Source organism: Flavobacterium movens (assembly GCF_039581425.1).
Lineage (GTDB): Bacteria > Bacteroidota > Bacteroidia > Flavobacteriales > Flavobacteriaceae > Flavobacterium > Flavobacterium luteolum.
In genome coordinates this window covers 427,194-445,623 of sequence record NZ_JBCPXY010000002.1, presented here as the reverse complement: position 1 = coordinate 445,623, position 18,430 = coordinate 427,194, and the positions used below count along the sequence as shown (strand labels likewise).

Annotated in this window: 18 protein-coding genes; 9 read left to right on the top strand and 9 right to left on the bottom strand. The window is 32.5% G+C overall.

From position 1 onward, the window contains the following. Positions 1-71: 71 nt before the first annotated feature. From AAYQ05_RS05280 to AAYQ05_RS05270, 3 genes are all read right to left on the bottom strand, one after another. Complete coding sequence (locus AAYQ05_RS05280; RefSeq protein WP_343541649.1) at positions 72-1,718, bottom strand: SulP family inorganic anion transporter; 1,647 nt, start codon at positions 1,716-1,718, stop codon at positions 72-74. Between the two features lie 83 nt (positions 1,719-1,801). Further along, positions 1,802-2,083 (bottom strand): hypothetical protein, encoded by a 282-nt coding sequence (locus AAYQ05_RS05275; RefSeq protein WP_343541647.1) that lies wholly within the window; start codon positions 2,081-2,083, stop codon positions 1,802-1,804. Between the two features lie 122 nt (positions 2,084-2,205). Continuing rightward, positions 2,206-2,685, bottom strand: a complete 480-nt coding sequence (locus AAYQ05_RS05270; protein WP_111379024.1) for a Dps family protein — start codon at positions 2,683-2,685, stop codon at positions 2,206-2,208. A gap of 107 nt (positions 2,686-2,792) precedes the next feature. Here AAYQ05_RS05270 and AAYQ05_RS05265 point away from each other — a divergent pair, with 107 nt between their 5' ends. After that, positions 2,793-3,737, top strand: a complete 945-nt coding sequence (locus AAYQ05_RS05265; protein WP_343541645.1) for a LysR substrate-binding domain-containing protein — start codon at positions 2,793-2,795, stop codon at positions 3,735-3,737. A 31-nt stretch (positions 3,738-3,768) separates the two neighbouring features. Here AAYQ05_RS05265 and AAYQ05_RS05260 read toward each other — a convergent pair whose 3' ends face one another. Both AAYQ05_RS05260 and mnmC2 read right to left on the bottom strand, forming a co-directional pair. Then, complete coding sequence (locus AAYQ05_RS05260) at positions 3,769-3,966, bottom strand: hypothetical protein (RefSeq protein ID WP_095928926.1); 198 nt, start codon at positions 3,964-3,966, stop codon at positions 3,769-3,771. A gap of 166 nt (positions 3,967-4,132) precedes the next feature. Beyond that, positions 4,133-4,795, bottom strand: a complete 663-nt coding sequence (mnmC2, locus tag AAYQ05_RS05255; protein ID WP_343541642.1) for a tRNA (5-methylaminomethyl-2-thiouridine)(34)-methyltransferase MnmC2 — start codon at positions 4,793-4,795, stop codon at positions 4,133-4,135. A 310-nt stretch (positions 4,796-5,105) separates the two neighbouring features. Here mnmC2 and AAYQ05_RS05250 point away from each other — a divergent pair, with 310 nt between their 5' ends. Beyond that, entirely contained in the window at positions 5,106-6,176 is a 1,071-nt protein-coding gene (locus tag AAYQ05_RS05250; RefSeq protein ID WP_343541641.1) for a branched-chain amino acid aminotransferase, read from the top strand. A 233-nt stretch (positions 6,177-6,409) separates the two neighbouring features. Here AAYQ05_RS05250 and AAYQ05_RS05245 read toward each other — a convergent pair whose 3' ends face one another. Next, the gene (locus tag AAYQ05_RS05245) at positions 6,410-6,790 is read right to left on the bottom strand and encodes a pyrophosphohydrolase domain-containing protein (protein ID WP_343541639.1); all 381 of its coding nucleotides are present in this window, start codon (positions 6,788-6,790) and stop codon (positions 6,410-6,412) included. Positions 6,791-7,206: 416 nt separating this feature from the next. Between AAYQ05_RS05245 and AAYQ05_RS05235 the strand changes: the two genes are divergently transcribed. The 4 genes from AAYQ05_RS05235 (at position 7,207) to AAYQ05_RS05220 (ending at position 9,964) form a co-directional block, all read left to right on the top strand. Further along, a complete protein-coding gene (locus AAYQ05_RS05235; RefSeq protein ID WP_343541632.1) occupies positions 7,207-8,400 on the top strand; it encodes an SRPBCC family protein in 1,194 nt (397 codons plus the stop codon). A gap of 78 nt (positions 8,401-8,478) precedes the next feature. After that, positions 8,479-9,021, top strand: coding sequence for an RNA polymerase sigma factor (locus AAYQ05_RS05230; RefSeq protein ID WP_343541630.1), 543 nt, complete (start codon positions 8,479-8,481; stop codon positions 9,019-9,021). A 33-nt stretch (positions 9,022-9,054) separates the two neighbouring features. Then, entirely contained in the window at positions 9,055-9,474 is a 420-nt protein-coding gene (locus AAYQ05_RS05225) for a hypothetical protein (RefSeq protein WP_343541628.1), read from the top strand. Positions 9,475-9,505: 31 nt separating this feature from the next. Then, entirely contained in the window at positions 9,506-9,964 is a 459-nt protein-coding gene (locus tag AAYQ05_RS05220) for a sensor of ECF-type sigma factor (RefSeq protein ID WP_343541627.1), read from the top strand. 71 nt (positions 9,965-10,035) lie between these two features. Here the strand turns inward: AAYQ05_RS05220 and AAYQ05_RS05215 are convergent, their stop codons facing one another. Next, positions 10,036-11,097: a beta propeller repeat protein gene (locus tag AAYQ05_RS05215; protein WP_343541626.1), complete on the bottom strand. Its 1,062-nt coding sequence runs from the start codon at positions 11,095-11,097 to the stop codon at positions 10,036-10,038. Between the two features lie 250 nt (positions 11,098-11,347). On the opposite strand from AAYQ05_RS05215, the gene AAYQ05_RS05210 reads away from it, so the two are divergent. The 3 genes from AAYQ05_RS05210 (at position 11,348) to AAYQ05_RS05200 (ending at position 16,105) form a co-directional block, all read left to right on the top strand. Continuing rightward, on the top strand, positions 11,348-12,643 hold the full coding sequence (locus tag AAYQ05_RS05210; protein WP_343541624.1) for a hypothetical protein: 1,296 nt from the start codon (positions 11,348-11,350) through the stop codon (positions 12,641-12,643). A gap of 131 nt (positions 12,644-12,774) precedes the next feature. After that, positions 12,775-14,754: a KUP/HAK/KT family potassium transporter gene (locus tag AAYQ05_RS05205; RefSeq protein ID WP_343541622.1), complete on the top strand. Its 1,980-nt coding sequence runs from the start codon at positions 12,775-12,777 to the stop codon at positions 14,752-14,754. A gap of 136 nt (positions 14,755-14,890) precedes the next feature. Further along, positions 14,891-16,105: an RsmB/NOP family class I SAM-dependent RNA methyltransferase gene (locus AAYQ05_RS05200; protein ID WP_111379012.1), complete on the top strand. Its 1,215-nt coding sequence runs from the start codon at positions 14,891-14,893 to the stop codon at positions 16,103-16,105. Positions 16,106-16,333: 228 nt separating this feature from the next. On the opposite strand, the gene AAYQ05_RS05195 is transcribed toward AAYQ05_RS05200, so the two are convergent. Then, positions 16,334-17,377, bottom strand: coding sequence for an AMP-binding protein (locus AAYQ05_RS05195; protein ID WP_343541618.1), 1,044 nt, complete (start codon positions 17,375-17,377; stop codon positions 16,334-16,336). Between the two features lie 4 nt (positions 17,378-17,381). Further along, positions 17,382-18,314, bottom strand: coding sequence for a CPBP family intramembrane glutamic endopeptidase (locus AAYQ05_RS05190; protein WP_343541616.1), 933 nt, complete (start codon positions 18,312-18,314; stop codon positions 17,382-17,384). Positions 18,315-18,430: the final 116 nt, after the last annotated feature.

Below are 18,430 nucleotides of genomic sequence, written 5' to 3'. Positions count from 1 at the left end.
AAAAAAAGAACTTAAATGTAAAGTTACCTAAAATTTGAGATTTCTTCTGCCTTAAAAACACCTTATTTTAATTATTCGCTTTTAACAACCTCTCTTTGAACCAGTTCTCTTTTTGCCACATCATAATAATGTTCAATCGTAACATGATTACTATTTTCTGGCGTATTTTCCAATTCGTAAGCTTCTTTGAAACCTTTAAGCTTCACTTTAATATTTTCATCAACCGCTCTCGTCTCTTTAAATTCACGAATTAAATCTAAAACATCATGCGCAATGTACTCCGTATCATGAGCATTGATAATCACTTTAGAATTTTCAGGAATGTGATTCAATGTTTGTTTAATCGCCGCTTTATTTAAAAACGAAACTTCTTGCGCTAAATCGATATGAATAATATCACCATCTTCATATTCTTCTTTCTTGAAAACATAAGCTCTTTTCAAGTTTCCTCTCAGAACAAAAATGATACTGATGATAATTCCCAACGCAACACCTTTTAGCAAATCTGTCGCAACAACAAAGACCAAAGTTGCAATGAAAGGTACAAACTGGTATTTCCCCTTTTCCCAGAAATGCATAAAGGTTGCTGGTTTAGCTAATTTATATCCGACCAAAATTAAAACTGTTGCCAATGTTGCCAATGGTATCTTGTTTAGAATTGCTGGTATAGACAATACACTTATTAATAAAAGCACACCATGAATAATGGCAGACATTTTAGACTTTGCACCTGCATTATTGTTTGCAGACGATCTTACCACTACAGAAGTCATAGGCAAACCGCCCAATAAAGAACTTATCATATTACCAACACCTTGTGCTCTCAGCTCAACATTGGTATTGGTATAACGTTTTTGCACATCCATTCTATCAGAAGCCTCTATACACAAAAGAGTTTCAATAGAAGCAACAATGGCAATTGTAATAGCAACTACCCAAACTTGCGGATTTGTAACAGCGGTGAAGTCTGGGGTAATTATAATTGATTTAAAGTCTTCAAAAGATTTTGGAACTGGCAAAGAAACCAAATGTTCTTTTGCAATTGCCAAAGTGCTTCCTGTAGATACAAATATTTCGTTTAAAACAACTCCAGCAATTACTGCAACCAAAGCTCCTGGAACTAGTTTTATTCTTTTTAAGAAAGGAACTTTTTCCCAAGCCAGCAAGATTACCAATGAAACTGCAGAAACCACTACAGCCCCTAAGTGAATATGATTTAAGACCTCAAACAAAAATGAAAATGAATTACTCCCATCATTTTGAACAAAAGCCTGATCTCCTTCGAAATCTGCATCATAACCAAAAGCGTGCGGTATTTGTTTTAAAATGATAATAATTCCGATACCCGCTAACATTCCCTCGATTACGTTTGTCGGAAAATAGTTTGATATACTTCCTGCCTTTAAAAATCCTAATGCCAATTGAATTAATCCAGCAATAAAAACAGACATTAAAAATACATCGAAAGCTCCTAAATCGGTAATTGCGGTTAAAATGATAGCTGTTAACCCAGCAGCTGGACCTGATACACTAATATGCGACTGGCTTAAATATCCAACAACGATACCACCCACAACACCAGCAATAATTCCAGAAAATAATGGTGCTCCAGAAGCCATTGCAATACCTAAACACAACGGAAGAGCCACCAAGAAAACCACTAAACCTGAAGCAAAATCAGATTTAAGGTTGGCAAAAAGATTGATTTTTTTTGTCATAATATAATACTAAAAAAATTATTCATTAAAGATTTACCCCATCTCGATAGAAATGCGGCTAAAGTTCGAAATAATCGGAAGTATTATGCTACGTTAGGTGGTGGAGCAAAAATGCTCGGAGAGATGTTGTCTAATTTGACAATGTTTTCAGAAATGATTGTTTTTTTCTCGATGTAAACCGGAATCAAAACTTCATGCTCAAGAATAGTAGGGTGAACTACATTTTTAAGTTCTTTATGTACTTCTTCTTCAGTGATACTAAAAGATATAGCAGTATTATTTCCTTTCTTAATCGCCTGAACAATTGTCGGGGTCGATAAGAAGGCAATAAATATGAATAATAATATGCGAGCTATAAATTTCATTGAAGCAAAAATAGCGTTAAACAAATAAAATCAAAGAAATTTTTATAGAAATTTAACATAAACAAAAAAGCAGAATGCAATTTTCATTCCATTCTGCTTCTATTTTATTAAAAACCAATATTTTACAATGATTCTTCTAACCAAGCATTCATCATCCAAATTGTTTTTTCCTGCTCTGCAATGAAGTCACTCATCATAGAATTGGTTCCTTCGTCATTAATTTCGTCAGATTTGTTCAAGATTTCTCTTTCAATTTTTAATAAATCTGATAACGAGTGAACAATTAGCTGAACTGCCTTTTCATCGTTAGAAATATTTTTTCCAACCGTCAATTTATTGTTTTTAATATAATCTTCAAAAGTATGCAGAGGCGTTCCGCCAATTGTCAAAACTCTTTCTGCGATCATATCTATTTTCAATTGTGCATCAGTGTATAATTCTTCGAATTTCACATGTAAATCAAAAAAACGCTTTCCACGAATATTCCAGTGAATTCCTCTCAAGTTTTGATAATAGACTTGAAAATTTGATAATAACACATTCAGTTCTTTTACTAATAATTCTGACTCTTTTACTGGTAATCCTAAAATATTTGTCTTCATAATCTAATTTTTTACACTAATTTACTACAAATTTAGAGTAACTTTACTAAAATAAACATAAATAAAAATTATATTTTCTTATTTTTGCATCAAAAATTACTATCAACATGACTATAACTCAATTGCAATATGTGTTAGCGGTTGCTGAGCATAAAAATTTTACCCTTGCTGCAGAAAAATGCTTTGTTACTCAGCCAACTCTAAGTATGCAAATACAAAAAATTGAAGAAGAACTTAATATTTTAATTTTTGACCGAAGTAAAAAACCGATTCAGCTTACCGATATAGGACAAAAAATCGTAAATCAGGCAAAAAACATTGTAAACGAAGCTGATCGTATAAAAGATATAGTAGAGCAACAGAAAGGTTTTATTGGCGGAGAATTTCGTTTAGGAATTATTCCAACTATTATGCCTACGCTTCTGCCTATGTTTTTGAATAATTTCATTAAAAAATATCCAAAAGTAAAACTCTTAATCGAAGAGCTTAATACAGAAGAAATTATCCTGAAACTAAAAAACGGACATCTCGATGCGGCAATTGCGGCAACTCCGCTTGAAGACGAAAAAATAAAGGAAATTGTTTTATACTTTGAGCCATTTGTAGCTTATATTCCGGAACATCATGCTAGTTTCCAGAAAGAAGAGATTGAAGTTGCCGACTTAAACCTGAATGAAATCCTGCTTTTGCAAGACGGACATTGTTTTAGAGACGGTATTTTGAATTTGTGCAAAAATGTTTCAGACGCCGATCAAAGTAATTTCCAGATTCAAAGCGGAAGTTTTGAAACCTTAATTAAATTAGCAGACGAAGGCCTTGGCACAACGTTACTTCCGTACTTGCACACCTTAGACTTAAAAGAATCCGACAAACTGAAGCTCCGAAACTTTAAGGAGCCAAAACCAGCTCGAGAGGTAAGTTTGATTTACCCAAAGAGCGAATTAAAGATGCAAATCATCGATGCACTCAGATCTACAATTGCAGGCGTCGTAAAAGGTGCAATTGTTTTTCAGAATGTTCAAATCATTAGTCCATTACAAAAGAAAGCGTAATAAAAAAGGAGCCAATTTGGCTCCTTTCTTTTTATACTTTAATTAGTTGTAGACTTTGTTTTAATTCTGGTTTTCCGACAACGAAATTCAGTAACCACTCTTGCAATTGTTCCATTTCGTAAGGTAACAGTGTTTTGATAGCTTTTTCTAACTCTTTGCAGAAAAGTATCGGATCGAAACTAACTCTTTCAAGTATTGATTTCGTGTAATCAAACATCATTTTTGACATAATAAAATAAGATTTTCGGGGGTTATCTATTTTTTTAAACTCGAACCAAATTTAAACAAATAACTAACATAAACACTACATTTAACTTATTTTTTTAAAAAATTTAGCAACGAATACGTTTTCTTAAAACATATAAATCAATGTAGAATTATTCTAAATAACTCATTTAAACCTTCTTAAAAGCTCGAAACATTTCTCTTTTCCCTGGAGGTCCTGTTAATTTTTCTACGCTAAAACCAACTTCAATCATACTTCTTTTAACAACTCCTCGAGCAGCGTATGTAACCAAAACGCCATTTGGTTTTAAACTATTGTACATTTTCTGAAAAATCTCAGTACTCCAAAGCTCCGGCTGCACTCTATATCCAAAGGCATCAAAGTAAATCAAATCAAAAATTTCAAAATCGTTTATTTCGTGAAAAAATTGTTTCCTTTTGGTTAACGAGAACCGGTCGCAAATTTCTGTCTTTTCATTCCATTGCGATTTATGCATTTTTTCAAAAATGTTATAAAATTCAGATGCATCCAACTCATCAGCATAATTCATTTCCAAGATTTCGTCTGCATCAACCGGATAGCCTTCTACTCCAATATAATCTATTTTCTGATTTTTTCTAATGGCTTCCAAATAGGTGATAAAAGCATTTAACCCAGTCCCAAAACCTATTTCTAAAATACTTATCGGATTTTCAAATAAAGAAAGTCCGTTTTTAATAAAAACATGTTTTGCTTCCTGAATCGCTCCATGTTTAGAATGATAACATTCGTCCCATTCAGGCAAACGAATTGTAGTTGAACCATCTAGCGTTTTAATTATTTCTCTTTTCACTTTTTTCAGAATTTTACAATGGCTTTTTATTGGTTTTGAAGCCATTTTAATAATCAAATTTAATCAAAACTAATGCGTAAAGCCTCAAAAAACCATACTTTTTTCATAAAATCTTTATAAAAACCAATCAAATATTTGAGTTTATTATAGGATAAATAAATCTCAGTCAAAAGCTATAAATAATGAATTTTCACTAAGCATTTTACAGATTTTTACTTAATTTTGCATTCAATAAATTCTATTTTACATGATATCATCACTTTAGTTTTTTCGACAGTGAAAAATATCTCACAAAAAAACTTACATAACTATGAGTACAACTCAAACAAGCAAAATTGAAATCATCAAAGCTGCTTCTACAAAAATCAATGAAGTAGATTTTGACAACTTAAGTTTTGGTGCTGTATTTACAGACCATTTATTCGAATGCGATTTTAAAAACGGGCAATGGCAAAATCCTGTCATTAAGCCTTATGCTCCTATTTTAATGGATCCATCTTCAAAAGTCTTCCATTACGGACAAGCAATTTTTGAAGGAATGAAAGCTTATAAAGATGACAATAATGATGTTTGGTTGTTTAGACCAGATGAGAACTTTAACCGTTTCAACAAATCGGCTGTAAGAATGGCAATGCCAGAAGTTCCTGAAGCTATTTTTATGGATGGTTTAAATGAATTATTGAAATTAGACAAAGATTGGATTCAAAGAGGAAACGGAGCTAGTATGTACATTCGTCCATTTATGATTGCTACAGGTCCTGGAGTTATTGCAAATCCTTCTGATGAATATAAATTTATGATTTTACTTTCTCCTGCAAAAGCTTATTACGGAGGTGAAGTAAAAGTGATCATTGCTGAACATTTCAGTAGAGCTGCAAATGGTGGAATCGGTGCTGCAAAAGCTGCCGGAAACTACGCTGCTCAGTTTTACCCAACTAACTTGGCAAACAAAGATGGTTTCCAACAAGTTATCTGGACAGATGATGCAACACATACAAAACTAGAAGAGGCTGGAACAATGAATGTTTTCTTCAGAATTAACGATACTTTATTAACTGCTCCAACAAGCGAAAGGATTTTAGATGGTGTTACCAGAAAAAGTTTAATTGCAATGGCAGAAAAAGAAGGATTAAAAGTTGAAGTTCGTCCTGTAATTGTTTCAGAATTAGTTGAAGCTGCTAAAAACGGGTCTCTAAAAGAAATCTTTGGAGCAGGAACTGCTGCAGTTATTAGCGTTATCAAAGGATTCTCTTATAAAGATGAATACTTCGAAATGGCTCCAATCGAGAATTCTTATGCTTCTTTCTTAAAAGAAAAATTAACAAATCTTCAAAACAAACTTTCTGAAGACACTTACGGATGGACAGTTAAAGTTCAATAATCCAAAACCATTATAAAAAGAAACCCGATAAATTTAGTTTTATCGGGTTTTTCATTTTATTACTATTTGACAAAGTTTGTTTTAAACACATAGAATTATAGATTTTTATAGGAAGGCAAAGAGAATAATCAAAAGAAACATGTTTCTTAACACATAGCTATGTGTTTTAATGTAAGTGCAACGCCTTTATAGATTTCTAAAAGCTATAATTCTATGTGTTTAAAAATATTCTTTTACAACAATTTCGAAAAATCAGGTTTAAAATAATTTGGACCTTTCATTACTTTTCCATCTTCACGATAAATTGGTTTTCCATCTTCTCCTAATTTACTCATATTACTGCGCTGGATTTCATCAAAAACTGCTTCAATTTTATCTTGAAGTCCGTGTTCAATAATTGTTCCGCACAAAATATACATCATATCTCCAAGAGCGTCTGCAATTTCAACTAAATCATTATTCTGAACCGCTTCATAATATTCCTCATTTTCTTCCTTCATTAAATTATAACGAAGTAATTTCTTTTCTGCTCCTACATCAGCCTTTGGTGTTGTGCTGTGGCCAATTCTAAAAGCAGTGTGGAATTCTGTTACGGCATCAAGTTGTTTTTTCATATAGTAGTTTTCTTTTTTTTGCTAATTTAAGTCACTTTCTTATAAATCTGAAAATTTATTGAATGAAATGAAAAGGCAATTTAGCAGCAAATCGTTTACAAATCTCTAAATTTGCTAAAAATTTTTATAACTATGTTCAGTCAAGGTCAAATACTATTTGGAGTATGTTTTTTTATCGCTTTTGTAATCATCATGATATTTGCTTATCGAAAAGATTTGAAATTACATAAAGTCTTTTATAAAGGGAATTACAAAGTACTCCTAGCCTTTCTGCTTTTTATTGTCCTTTTGTTCGTAATTAAAATATTTTTAAAAAGATAAATTATTCTGGTTACCATAAAATAAACCTAATCATTATGGGTTATTAGTAAGACTCATGATAAATTTATAACTTTACCGAAACCAAACAATCTACCATGAAAATTCTAAAGTATTTATTTCTTTTTGCACTTTTAAGCTTTGTTGCTCTTACTGTTTTTGTTGCTACTCAGAAAGGAGATTTTTCTGTAGAAAGAAGTAAAGTTATCAATTCGCCTCGTGCAACGGTTTATAACTACTTAAACGACTTTAGAAATTACGAAGATTTTGAATCATGGTCAGTTGAAGACCCTTCTATCAAAATGACGTATGCTAATAAAACAAGCGGAAATGGCGCTACATTTTATTGGGATGGTGTTGATGGAAAAGGAAATTCTATTATCCTTAAAACAAAAGACGGCGAAAGCATTGACCAAAAAATGCAATTTGATGGTACAGAAGCTAATGTAAACTGGACCTTAAAAGATACTTTGAACGGAAAAACAAAAGTTACTTGGAAAGGAAAAGGAACAATGAGCTTTTTGTTTAAAATATATACCGCTTTACATGGAGGTTCAGATAGAGTTATTGGAACTATCTACGAAAAAAGTTTAGCTAATATTGACAAGAATTTAGACTACGAAACCAAAACTTTTGCTGTTACAGTAGACGGAGTGGTAAAGAAAACAGAAACTCCTTATATCAAGCAGACTTTTACTAGTGAAATTGCCAAAATAAGCAAAAATGCTAGAATTGTAATTCCGAAGCTTATCCACTTTAGTGAAACAAATGGTTTGTCTGCGGTAGGAAAGCCTTTTATCATTTATCATACGTACGACATCAAAACTGGTTTAGCAAAGATTTCAATCTGTCTGCCTATTAACAAAGAAATTTCAACTAGCTCGGGAAGCGATATTTTAGCTGGAAAATTAAATGGTTTTGACGCTGTAAAAACAACTCTTACTGGAGATTACTCTCATAGAAATGAAGCAATAGCTAAAACAACTGCTTACATTAACAACCAAAAAATTATTCCAGATTTAAGCTGGTCGCATCTTGAAATCTTGACTTTAAGTAAATTGGATGTAAAAGCTTCTTCAAAATTGGTAACTGAGATTTATTTCCCTATAAAACCTAAAGTAGTTCCTGCTGCAACTGTTACTGAGCCTGTTTATGCTCCAGAGAGTACTGGCGAGACTACAAGCGAGCCACGTACAGAACAGCCACGCACAGAACCTGTAAAACGCAAACCAGCCGCACCAGCTCCTGCTCCTGCTCAAACACCTGCACAAGAAGAAGACTCAGAATTTTAAATAATTTCAAAGGCTTATTAAACCTTTTGCTTTAAATTCTGTCTAACTTCTATTAAAAAAGTTTACAAAACAAAAAGTTTGATAGACGAGAAAGAATTTATAAAACAATTATTAACCCCTGAAACGCAAAATGTTGCGTTTCAAAAACTCCTGTCTGATTATCAGCGTCCTCTGTATTCTCATATTCGAAACATTGTTTTGAATCATGATGATGCTGATGATGTTTTACAGAACACTTTCGTAAAAGTCTTTCAAAATCTTAAAAACTTTAAAGGAGAAAGTAAACTTTTTTCCTGGATGTATCGCATTGCTACCAATGAAGCTTTGACTTTTTTATCTCAAAAAGCAAAATTAAGTGGCATTTCGTCTGAAGATCTGCAAAACAAAACTATTGATGGTTTAAAAGCCGATCTTTATTTTGATGGAGATGAAATTCAAATCAAACTTCAAAAAGCAATTGTAACACTTCCAGAAAAACAGCAATTAGTTTTCAAAATGAAATATTTTGAAGAATTAAAATATGAAGAAATCGCAGAAATCTTAGGAACATCTGTTGGAGCTTTAAAAGCATCTTATCATCACGCAGTAAAAAAAATTGAATTATATGTTACATCAAATTAAACCTTTTGTAACAAAAACTATCTTATAAGTATCATGAAAACATTTAAATTAGAAAACGAACCCAAAATAAAATCTGGTTTTAAAACCCCAGACAATTATTTTGATAATTTTCCAGAAAAGGTTTTACAACAATTAGACGAAAAAGAAGTTAAAGTAATTCCTTTTTACAAACGTAGCAAAACCATTTCGCTAGTGGCCGCAGCAGTAATTGGTTTCGCATTATTAATACCAATCGTAAATAATTATAAAGCCAGTTCAAACGAACTTGATGAGGCTACTTTAGAAACTTATTTATCTTATCACTCCAATATAAGCCAATACGATTTAATTCAAACCTTAGATGACAGTGATATTGAAAAATTAGGCAACGATGTTACTTTGGAAGACGAAACATTAGAAGATATCTTGGCAACAAGTCCAAACTTAGAACACTTAATTTCAGAACAAAATTAAATCAAACTTAACTCAACAACTTAGCTTAACAATGAAAATAAAAAACATTTTACCACTCCTGCTATTTCTGACAAATCTTTCAATTTTTGCCCAAAGCGGAAAAATTGATGAAAAGCGAGAAAAAATCAAAGCTTTTAAAGTGTCATTTTTGACAACAGAATTAGAATTAACTTCAACCGAAGCAGAAAAATTCTGGCCAATTTATAATGCTTACGACGATAAGCAATATGAATTAAAGTATTTAAAAATGAAAACGTATCTTAAAAAGCTTAAAGATGACAATCTAGCAAATCTTTCAGATAAAGATGCTGCAACATTATTATCTCAGATTGAAAGTACAGATAAGGAAATATATCAGCTTCGAGAAAAATACACGAATAGTCTAAAAAAAATACTTCCGGCAAAAAAAATATTACTGCTTAAAAAATCAGAAGACGACTTTAATAGAAAATTATTGCAACAATATCGAGACAAAGGCAATAAAGACTAAGCATAACAAAACAACAGCGATAAGAACCCTATATAATAATACTTACTTTATTATTTAGGGTTCTTATTTTTTTATTTAAAATTCAGTCGAACTACTTTATTATGTCCAGCTGCGATGGCAGTATTTCTGTTTACAAAACGAATGGTAAAAAATCTGTTATCTGTAGAAAGCTGCATCCAGTTTTCGCCACCATTTTGAGAATATTGTATTCCTTCTGAGCCTACGCAAACAATTTCTCTTCCATTACCTCCAGGAACATATTGGATACATGATGCATAACCAAATCCCATATTCTGACCAATTAATTGCCAAGTCTTACCACCATCTTTTGTAAAAGCTTTATTATTAGCTTTATTATTAGGAAGATCGTAATCTCCTCCTGCAATGAAACCTTGTTTAGAATCATAAAAATCGGCAGTAAAAATTCCTGTCATTTGCTTTCCTTGCACAATAGGAGTTTCTACAACTTTCCATGTTTTTGCTTTATCAGGAGAATAAAAAACACGTGCTTTTTTTCCACCTGAAACTAACCATGTATCATTTCCTTTTATAACAATGTTAGTGTTACTTGCAGCAAAAGCCGCTTCTCCAGTACTATTTGTTGGTAATTTATCCGATAGTAACTTTGTCCACGTTTCTCCACCGTCACGTGTTACAATAATCGAGAATGTATCTTCTGTCGGATCGCCAATTGCAATTCCTTCCTTATCGTTCCAAAACTGCATACTATCGTAAAAAACTTTCGGATTAACTTCTTTGTAAACCAATTTAACTTTGCGGTCTTTCTTTGAAACTGAATAAAGAAGTGCTGGATTTGCAACACTCAGCAAAAAAATATCTTTTGAAGTTTGCGCTATGCTTCTAAATTCCAATTTAAGCGTATCGCGGTAAATATGTTCTTCAAACTTTTCTTTTTTATCCAAGTCATAATAACCAAAACGAGAATTATCTGCTCCGTACCAAACTTTATTTTTATCAATTAAAATCGCTCTAATACTAATTCTGTCTTTAAACAATGTATCAATTGTCATTGATGTGAAGCCATTATTGTAAACAACGTCAGTTTTATAGTTAAATGTCTTAAAAGACATCAGCAAAATAAAAATAACACAAAATAAAGCGAGTTTTTTCATAGGAAATTTAAAATTTGGTTAACGCTAAAATACAATTAATTCCCACATAGAAAATTAATTTTCCCATTTTTTTTGGCGAGGCTATTTATTGTTTCATTTACAGAACTTTATGCAAAAAAACTCTTTACAAACATTTATTCAAAATTAAAAAGCTAACAATCAACCACTTATACACGCAACAATTACCTTCAAATTTTATGGCACAGTAATTGGATATCTCCTATCACAAATAATTTAATACAAATTAGCCATGAAAGCGAATTTACTTTTAATAGCGATATCAGCCTTAGTTTTTAGTTCTTGTGCTGTACAAGGCCAGACTACTGTATATGCAAAAAATTCAGATATAAGCGATAACTTAGATTTAAGAGCTGTTGCTTCGATGTTTGGAGAATCAGCTAACCTTCAAGATTTTGAAAGACGTTTAAATGATCCAAAATATCAAATATCAAATTTAGACCTTAACGCAGATGACGAAGTAGATTACTTGCGTGTAATCGAAAGCGTTGAAAACAGAACTCACGTCGTTATTATCCAAGCAGTTTTAGATCGTGATGTTTACCAAGACGTTGCTACTATTGATGTAGAAAGAGACAATTACAATAAAGTAAGCGTTCAAATTGTTGGTAACACGTATTTGTATGGAGCAAATTATATTTATGAACCAGTTTACAGTGTAGCTCCTGTTATTTACACCTCATTTTGGGTAACAAATTACAGACCTTATTATTCAACTTGGTATTGGGGCTATTACCCAACATACTATGCGGCATGGAGACCATATCCTGTTTATAGATACAGAAACAATATTAACGTTTGCATCAATGTACACAATACATACAACTATGTAAATGTAAGAAGAAGTTACAGAGCTCCAGCAATCTATGAAACAAGACGTACTTATGGTTATGAAAGAATGCGTCCGAACAACAGTTTTGCAGAAAGACATTCAAACACATCAAACAGATACGAATTAGACCAAAGACGTGTAGCAAGTAGAGAAGCTAACCGAAATACTTATAACACTAATAGAAACACTACAGGAAGAACAACATCTGATAATGGAATTTCCAATAGAACGTATGCTGAAAATAGAAGCGCAACTAATAGATCTTCTATTGATAGAAATAGCAATAATAACAGAGGTTACAACACTACAGGCAGAAGTTCTGAAAGCGTAAATACTGAGAGAAGCACAAATCGTGATTATTCAACTAGAGTAAATAACTCACAAAGAGCTGAGACTACTCCAAGAACACAAAATACCCAAAGAGTAGATTACGGAAGCAGTAATACCTCTAGCTCATCAAGAGGGTATTCTAATCGTGAGACATCTGCCCCAAGAGTTGAAAGAAGTTCAAGAAGTTACTCAGAAAACCAATCTAGCGGCAACAATAGAGATTATTCTGCTAGACCACAGCAAAGTCAGCGTTCAGAATCTCCAAGAATGAGCCAGGAATCTTCTAGAGTAAGCCAAGAATCAAGAGGAGGACAGAGCCAAAGAGATAACGGTTCTAGTTCTAGAGGGAACGGCAGAAGAGGTTAATTTTAGAATAAATAATATTTAAAAAGAGAAGCACAATTTTACGATTGTGCTTTTTTTTATCTTTTTAATTTTAAATGCCTCTAATTTGTTTTAAAACAGTAAATTTGCAACCGTCTTTTTATAAAATTAACATGAGCGCATCGCATAAAAACTTACATAGTAAGTTGTCTATTGGGGGTTTATTAATTACTTTAGGGATTATTTATGGAGATATTGGAACCTCTCCATTGTATGTAATGAAGGCTATATTAGGCGATCACACGATAAATGCTGATATTGTTTTAGGAGGTATCTCTTGTGTTTTCTGGACCTTAACATTACAAACTACAATTAAATATGTACTTATTACTTTAAGTGCAGACAACCACGGTGAAGGAGGAATTTTTGCCCTATATGCATTAGTCAAAAAAACAAAAATTCAATGGCTCATAGTACCCGCCATTATTGGAGGTAGTGCCCTTCTCGCTGACGGAATTATAACTCCGCCAATTTCGATTTCATCTGCTGTAGAAGGAATTAGAGCATTCTACCCTACGATGGAAACACAAACTATTGTGTATATTGTTATTACAATTCTATTTGTTTTATTCACCATTCAGCAGTTCGGAACTAAATTGGTTGGTAAATTCTTTGCTCCAATGATGTTAATCTGGTTTGCCATGCTGGGGACTTTAGGAGCAATTCAAGTATCGAATTATCCTGAAGTAATTAAAGCAATCAATCCATATTATGCTTATCATTTATTATCGATACACCCTGATGGTTTCTTCGTTCTAGGTTTCGTATTCTTATGTACAACTGGAGCAGAAGCATTGTATTCTGACATGGGACACTGTGGTAGAAAAAATATCAGAATTAGCTGGATGTTTGTAAAAACGACTTTAGTTTTAAACTATTTCGGACAAGCAGCTTATCTAATTCACCATGAAGGAAGCACATTACAGCAATTAGGTGGTGAAAACGGAAACCCGTTTTACTTAATTATGCCACATTGGTTTTTACCATTCGGAATTGTAGTTGCAACTCTTGCAGCTGTAATTGCATCTCAAGCGCTTATTTCTGGTTCGTTTACTTTGATCAACGAAGCAATGCGTCTGAACTTCTGGCCAAAAGTAAAAATCAAATACCCTACTGAAGTAAAAGGTCAATTATATATTCCGTCAATCAACTGGTTATTGTTTTTTGGTTGTGTTGGAATCGTTTTACATTTCGAGAAATCAGGAAACATGGAACACGCATATGGTCTTGCCATCATTTTGTGTATGATCATGACTACCATATTATTAAATTACTACTTAATCATGAAACGTGTAAAACTGTACTTCATGGTACCGTTGATTACTATTTATTTATTGATTGAGTTCAGTTTCCTTTTCGCTAATATTACCAAATTTGCAGAAGGCGGTTATGTAACATTAATCATTGCTAGTTTATTGATTTCTGTAATGACTATCTGGTATTTAGCTAAGAAAATCAACAAAAACTATACGAAAGTGGTTAAGGTTGACGACTACAAACAAGTTCTTGTTGAGCTAAGTCAAGATTTATCTATTCCGAAATACGCTACGCATTTGGTTTATATGACTAATGCCAATCGTGTTGACGAATTAGAGGAAAAAATCATCTATTCTATTCTTCAAAAACGACCAAAGAGAGCTGATATCTATTGGTTCGTTCACGTGAATATTTTAACTGAACCTTATAAAACGCAATATAAAGTGACAGAAATTGCGAAAGATGATATTTATAGAATTGACTTTAATTTAGGTTTTAGAGAACCAACCAAAATCAATTTGATGTTTAGAGAAGTTATCAAAGACATGGTAAAACGTGGCGAGGTAGATATTACGAGCCGTTACGAATCTTTAAACAAAAACAATATTATTGGAGACTTTAAATTTGTATTGTCTGAGAAATTCTTATCAAATGACAACGACTTAAGATGGCATGAAAACATTATCATGAATTCTTATTTCTTCATCAAAAAACTGAGTTTGTCTGAAGAAAGAGCTTTCGGTTTGGACAGTAGCTCTGTTAAGATAGAAAAATTCCCAATGGTGCTTCATGCTCCAGAAAATATTGGATTAACGCGAATTATTTCAAAAGAATAAAAAGCTTAACAATAATTTCAAAAAACACTCTAAATTAGAGTGTTTTTTTCATTTAGTGAAAGTCTAAAGCAAGATTCAGTATTAAAAATTTAACTTTCAATCAATTAATAGTACCTTTGCAACTCAAAATATAGAAATGAGATTACACAGAAATTTAGTTTATACTACCATTGACTCTTTAAATGCAATTTTCAACGAAGGAGAATATGCCGATAAAGTGGTAGCTAGAGCATTAAAAAAAGACAAACGTTGGGGAAGTTCTGACAGGAAGTTTGTTGCTGAAACCATATACGAAATTGTTCGCTGGAAACGATTATACGCAGAAATTGCCGAAGTAAAAGAACCTTATGACAGAGACAATCTATGGAGAATGTTTGCGGTTTGGGCTGTTTTACGCGGTTATCCAATTCCAGATTGGAGACAATTGGAAGGAACTCCTGAAAGAAAAATAAAAGGACGTTTTGATGAATTATCTAAGACTAGAGCTATCAAAGAATCTATTCCAGATTGGATGGATGAATTGGGAGTGAAAGAACTTGGAGAAAAAGTTTGGGCAAAAGAAATTGCGGCTCAAAATCAGCCAGCAAAAGTTATTCTTAGAACTAATACTTTAAAAGGTACCAAAGAAAGTCTTCGCAATACTTTAATGGACTTAAATATTGAAACTGAATATTTAAAAGACCAGCCAGAAGCTCTTGTTTTAAAAGAAAGAGCCAATGTATTTTTGACAGATGCATTTAAACAAGGTCTTTTTGAAGTTCAAGATGCCAACTCTCAATTAGTTGCAGGATTCTTGGATGTAAAACCAGGAATGCGTGTTGTAGATACTTGTGCTGGTGCAGGTGGAAAAACATTGCATATGGCTTCTTTAATGGAAAATAAAGGGCAGCTAATTGCAATGGACTTGTACGAAAGCAAATTGAAACAATTGAAATTAAGAGCAAAAAGAAATGGTGCTTTTAATATCGAATACAGAATTATCGACAGCACAAAAGTGATCAAAAAATTACACGAAAAAGCAGACCGTGTTTTAATTGATGCACCTTGTAGCGGATTAGGAGTTTTAAAAAGAAACCCTGATTCTAAGTGGAAATTACAGCCTGAATTTATTGATAATATTCGTAAAGTTCAGAGTGAAGTTTTGGAAAGCTATTCTAAAATTGTAAAACCAGGCGGAAAATTAGTTTATGCAACTTGTTCTGTTCTTCCATCAGAAAACCAAGAGCAAGTGGAGAAATTCTTAAAAACAGAAATCGGACAGCAATTTACTTTTATTGAAGACCGTAAAATGTTAGCTTCAGAATCTGGTTTTGATGGTTTCTATATGGCTTTGCTGGAACGCAAAAAATAAATTCCAAATTATTTCGGAATACTTAAAATAAAAAAATCCAAATTCCAATCTTAAAACTTGGAGTTTGATTTTTTTTTATTCCATATAGCTTTGTTATTTCTACATAAGGAGAAATCTTCGTTAGAAACTCCAAAAAGATTTGTCTATTGGAGCGGAGTTACTTGCAAAGATTTCTCCTTATGTCGAAATGACAAGATTACGAAAACTTGGGATTTAAAAGATTGGAATTTAATCTTGTAAAGTAGGCTTTCGCAACAACTTTCCGTTTTCGTTTTCTTTGAATTTTGAAACAAAAACTATTTCTTTTGGTTTTTCATATTTTCCTAAAACATCAAAAAAATCAGGAGCAAATTCTTGTTTTTCTCCTTCTACAACCAAAACTAATTTTTCTCCTAAAGTAGTATCTGGAAGTCCTGTAACAAAAAACCTGTTGTTTATTTTTCCGATCAATTTCGCTTCAATCTGCTCTGGAATCAACTTTACCCCTCCACTATTGATTACGTTGTCAATTCTGCCTAAAAACTTAAATTGCTGTTCGTTTAGCAATTCGACTAAATCATTAGTCACAATTGGCTCATCAGAAATAGAGGCAACATTAATCACCAAACATTGACGCTCGTCTTGAGATATTTTCACATTTGGAAGAATCGAAAAAACTGAATCGCCTAAACGTTTTGCAGCGATATGTGTGATCGTTTCGGTCATTCCATACGTTTCGTAGATTTCTGTTTTAAGTGGCAATAATTTTTCTTCGAGAGCCGAATCTAATTTTGCTCCTCCAATAATAAGTTTTCGCACTTTAGAAAGCCCTTCAATAGAATTCTGAACTTGAAGCGGCACCATTGCTACAAAATCGTATGTCGTTGTATTGAATTGCAATGGATGCAGACTTGGCGAAACCACATCTAATTCTAATCCTAAAATCAAACTGCGAACCAGCATCATTTTTCCAGCGATAAATTGGGTTGGAAGACACAATAAAGCCTTGTCTCCTGGTTTTAAATCAAAAAAATCGCCCGTAGCCAACGCTGACTGAATCATGGCTTGTTTTTGTAATCTAACCAACTTTGGAAGACCTGTTGTTCCAGAAGTCGTCATTTCGATATAATCCTTTTTATCAAACCAATCTAAAAAGAACTCTCCAATAGATTGTTCGTAGCTATCTCCTTCTTTGATAAAACTATAAGCGACACGGCACAAATCTTTTGCATTTAAATGATATCCATTTAATTTAAAATAATTGTGAACGTTATTATGAGTTAAGTTTTGCATATTCTTAAGCATTTATTTCGACATTATTAATTTTTCCTGTTAATCTTTCTTTCCAATTGGTCCAACCATATTTTTTACTGAAAATAAAAAGCAGAATTGGATAAATAACTACGACTGGCAAAAGTACGTCTATTCCCGCCGAAGGTTCTGAAAGATCTTTAAATATAGAATTGGTTTGAAAAACAGTCCAATCTGAAGTGACCAATAATGCTCCTACGAGATTGTTTGCGGCATGAAACCCTAGTGCCAGTTCCATCCCTTCATCCATTAAGGTAATAACACCTAGAAACAAACCAGTTCCTATATAATAAATCATGATAATATTTCCCATTTTTTCTACTTCAGGATTAGCCCAATGCATAGAGCCAAATATAATAGAAGTCATAAGAAGCGGAAACCATTTGTTTTGAGCTAAATTGGCAAACCCCTGCATTAAATACCCCCTAAAAACATATTCTTCAGTAGAAGTTTGAATGGGAATTAAAACGCATCCTAAAACCGCCAATATTAGAAAAGGAACTAATTTAAACTGCAATACAAACTGTTCTGGAGATTTTAAATACACTAACAAAAAACTAAGCAGCGAGAAAAAAGCCCATAAAAAGAAAGAAAACCAGATTCTCTTCCAATCTACTTTAGTTCGCGAAGTTGTTACCGACAATAAAGTTTGATGGTGAATATATTTTACAACAAAATAAATTCCTGCAAAAGCAAAAACAAAAGAAACCATTACCAGAAAAAGAGTTGTATTAGATTCAAACATTTTCATAATACCTTCATTTGTCGTCGGAAAAACTTTGTGTTCGGTAAATGTTTTATAAAATACAGCCGCAGTAATTGGAATTTGTCCTACAAAAGATGCTGAAATAATAAAGACAGATCCTAAAAGATATTTCCAAAATTTATTTTCGGGTTTAATCCCTTGCTCTAAAAACATAAATTTAAAATTTTAAAAAAATGAGAATTCAAATTCGATAAGTTAATCTTACTTTTGGTATTGCTAAAATACCCCTTTTTTATTGTAAGAATATTTGAAACGATTAAATATAACAA

What these genes read in the sequence shown, in the direction of transcription:
- AAYQ05_RS05235 (WP_343541632.1), top strand. Translation starts at nt 7,207, where the DNA reads ATGAAAATTCTAAAGTATTTATTTCTTTTTGCACTTTTAAGCTTTGTT.
- AAYQ05_RS05190 (WP_343541616.1), bottom strand. Translation starts at nt 18,314, where the DNA reads ATGTTTTTAGAGCAAGGGATTAAACCCGAAAATAAATTTTGGAAATAT.
- AAYQ05_RS05280 (WP_343541649.1), bottom strand. Translation starts at nt 1,718, where the DNA reads ATGACAAAAAAAATCAATCTTTTTGCCAACCTTAAATCTGATTTTGCT.
- AAYQ05_RS05245 (WP_343541639.1), bottom strand. Translation starts at nt 6,790, where the DNA reads ATGAAAAAACAACTTGATGCCGTAACAGAATTCCACACTGCTTTTAGA.
- AAYQ05_RS05220 (WP_343541627.1), top strand. Translation starts at nt 9,506, where the DNA reads ATGAAAATAAAAAACATTTTACCACTCCTGCTATTTCTGACAAATCTT.
- AAYQ05_RS05225 (WP_343541628.1), top strand. Translation starts at nt 9,055, where the DNA reads ATGAAAACATTTAAATTAGAAAACGAACCCAAAATAAAATCTGGTTTT.
- AAYQ05_RS05210 (WP_343541624.1), top strand. Translation starts at nt 11,348, where the DNA reads ATGAAAGCGAATTTACTTTTAATAGCGATATCAGCCTTAGTTTTTAGT.
- AAYQ05_RS05215 (WP_343541626.1), bottom strand. Translation starts at nt 11,097, where the DNA reads ATGAAAAAACTCGCTTTATTTTGTGTTATTTTTATTTTGCTGATGTCT.
- AAYQ05_RS05195 (WP_343541618.1), bottom strand. Translation starts at nt 17,377, where the DNA reads ATGCAAAACTTAACTCATAATAACGTTCACAATTATTTTAAATTAAAT.
- AAYQ05_RS05205 (WP_343541622.1), top strand. Translation starts at nt 12,775, where the DNA reads ATGAGCGCATCGCATAAAAACTTACATAGTAAGTTGTCTATTGGGGGT.
- AAYQ05_RS05200 (WP_111379012.1), top strand. Translation starts at nt 14,891, where the DNA reads ATGAGATTACACAGAAATTTAGTTTATACTACCATTGACTCTTTAAAT.
- AAYQ05_RS05270 (WP_111379024.1), bottom strand. Translation starts at nt 2,685, where the DNA reads ATGAAGACAAATATTTTAGGATTACCAGTAAAAGAGTCAGAATTATTA.
- AAYQ05_RS05265 (WP_343541645.1), top strand. Translation starts at nt 2,793, where the DNA reads ATGACTATAACTCAATTGCAATATGTGTTAGCGGTTGCTGAGCATAAA.
- AAYQ05_RS05275 (WP_343541647.1), bottom strand. Translation starts at nt 2,083, where the DNA reads ATGAAATTTATAGCTCGCATATTATTATTCATATTTATTGCCTTCTTA.
- AAYQ05_RS05250 (WP_343541641.1), top strand. Translation starts at nt 5,106, where the DNA reads ATGAGTACAACTCAAACAAGCAAAATTGAAATCATCAAAGCTGCTTCT.
- AAYQ05_RS05260 (WP_095928926.1), bottom strand. Translation starts at nt 3,966, where the DNA reads ATGTCAAAAATGATGTTTGATTACACGAAATCAATACTTGAAAGAGTT.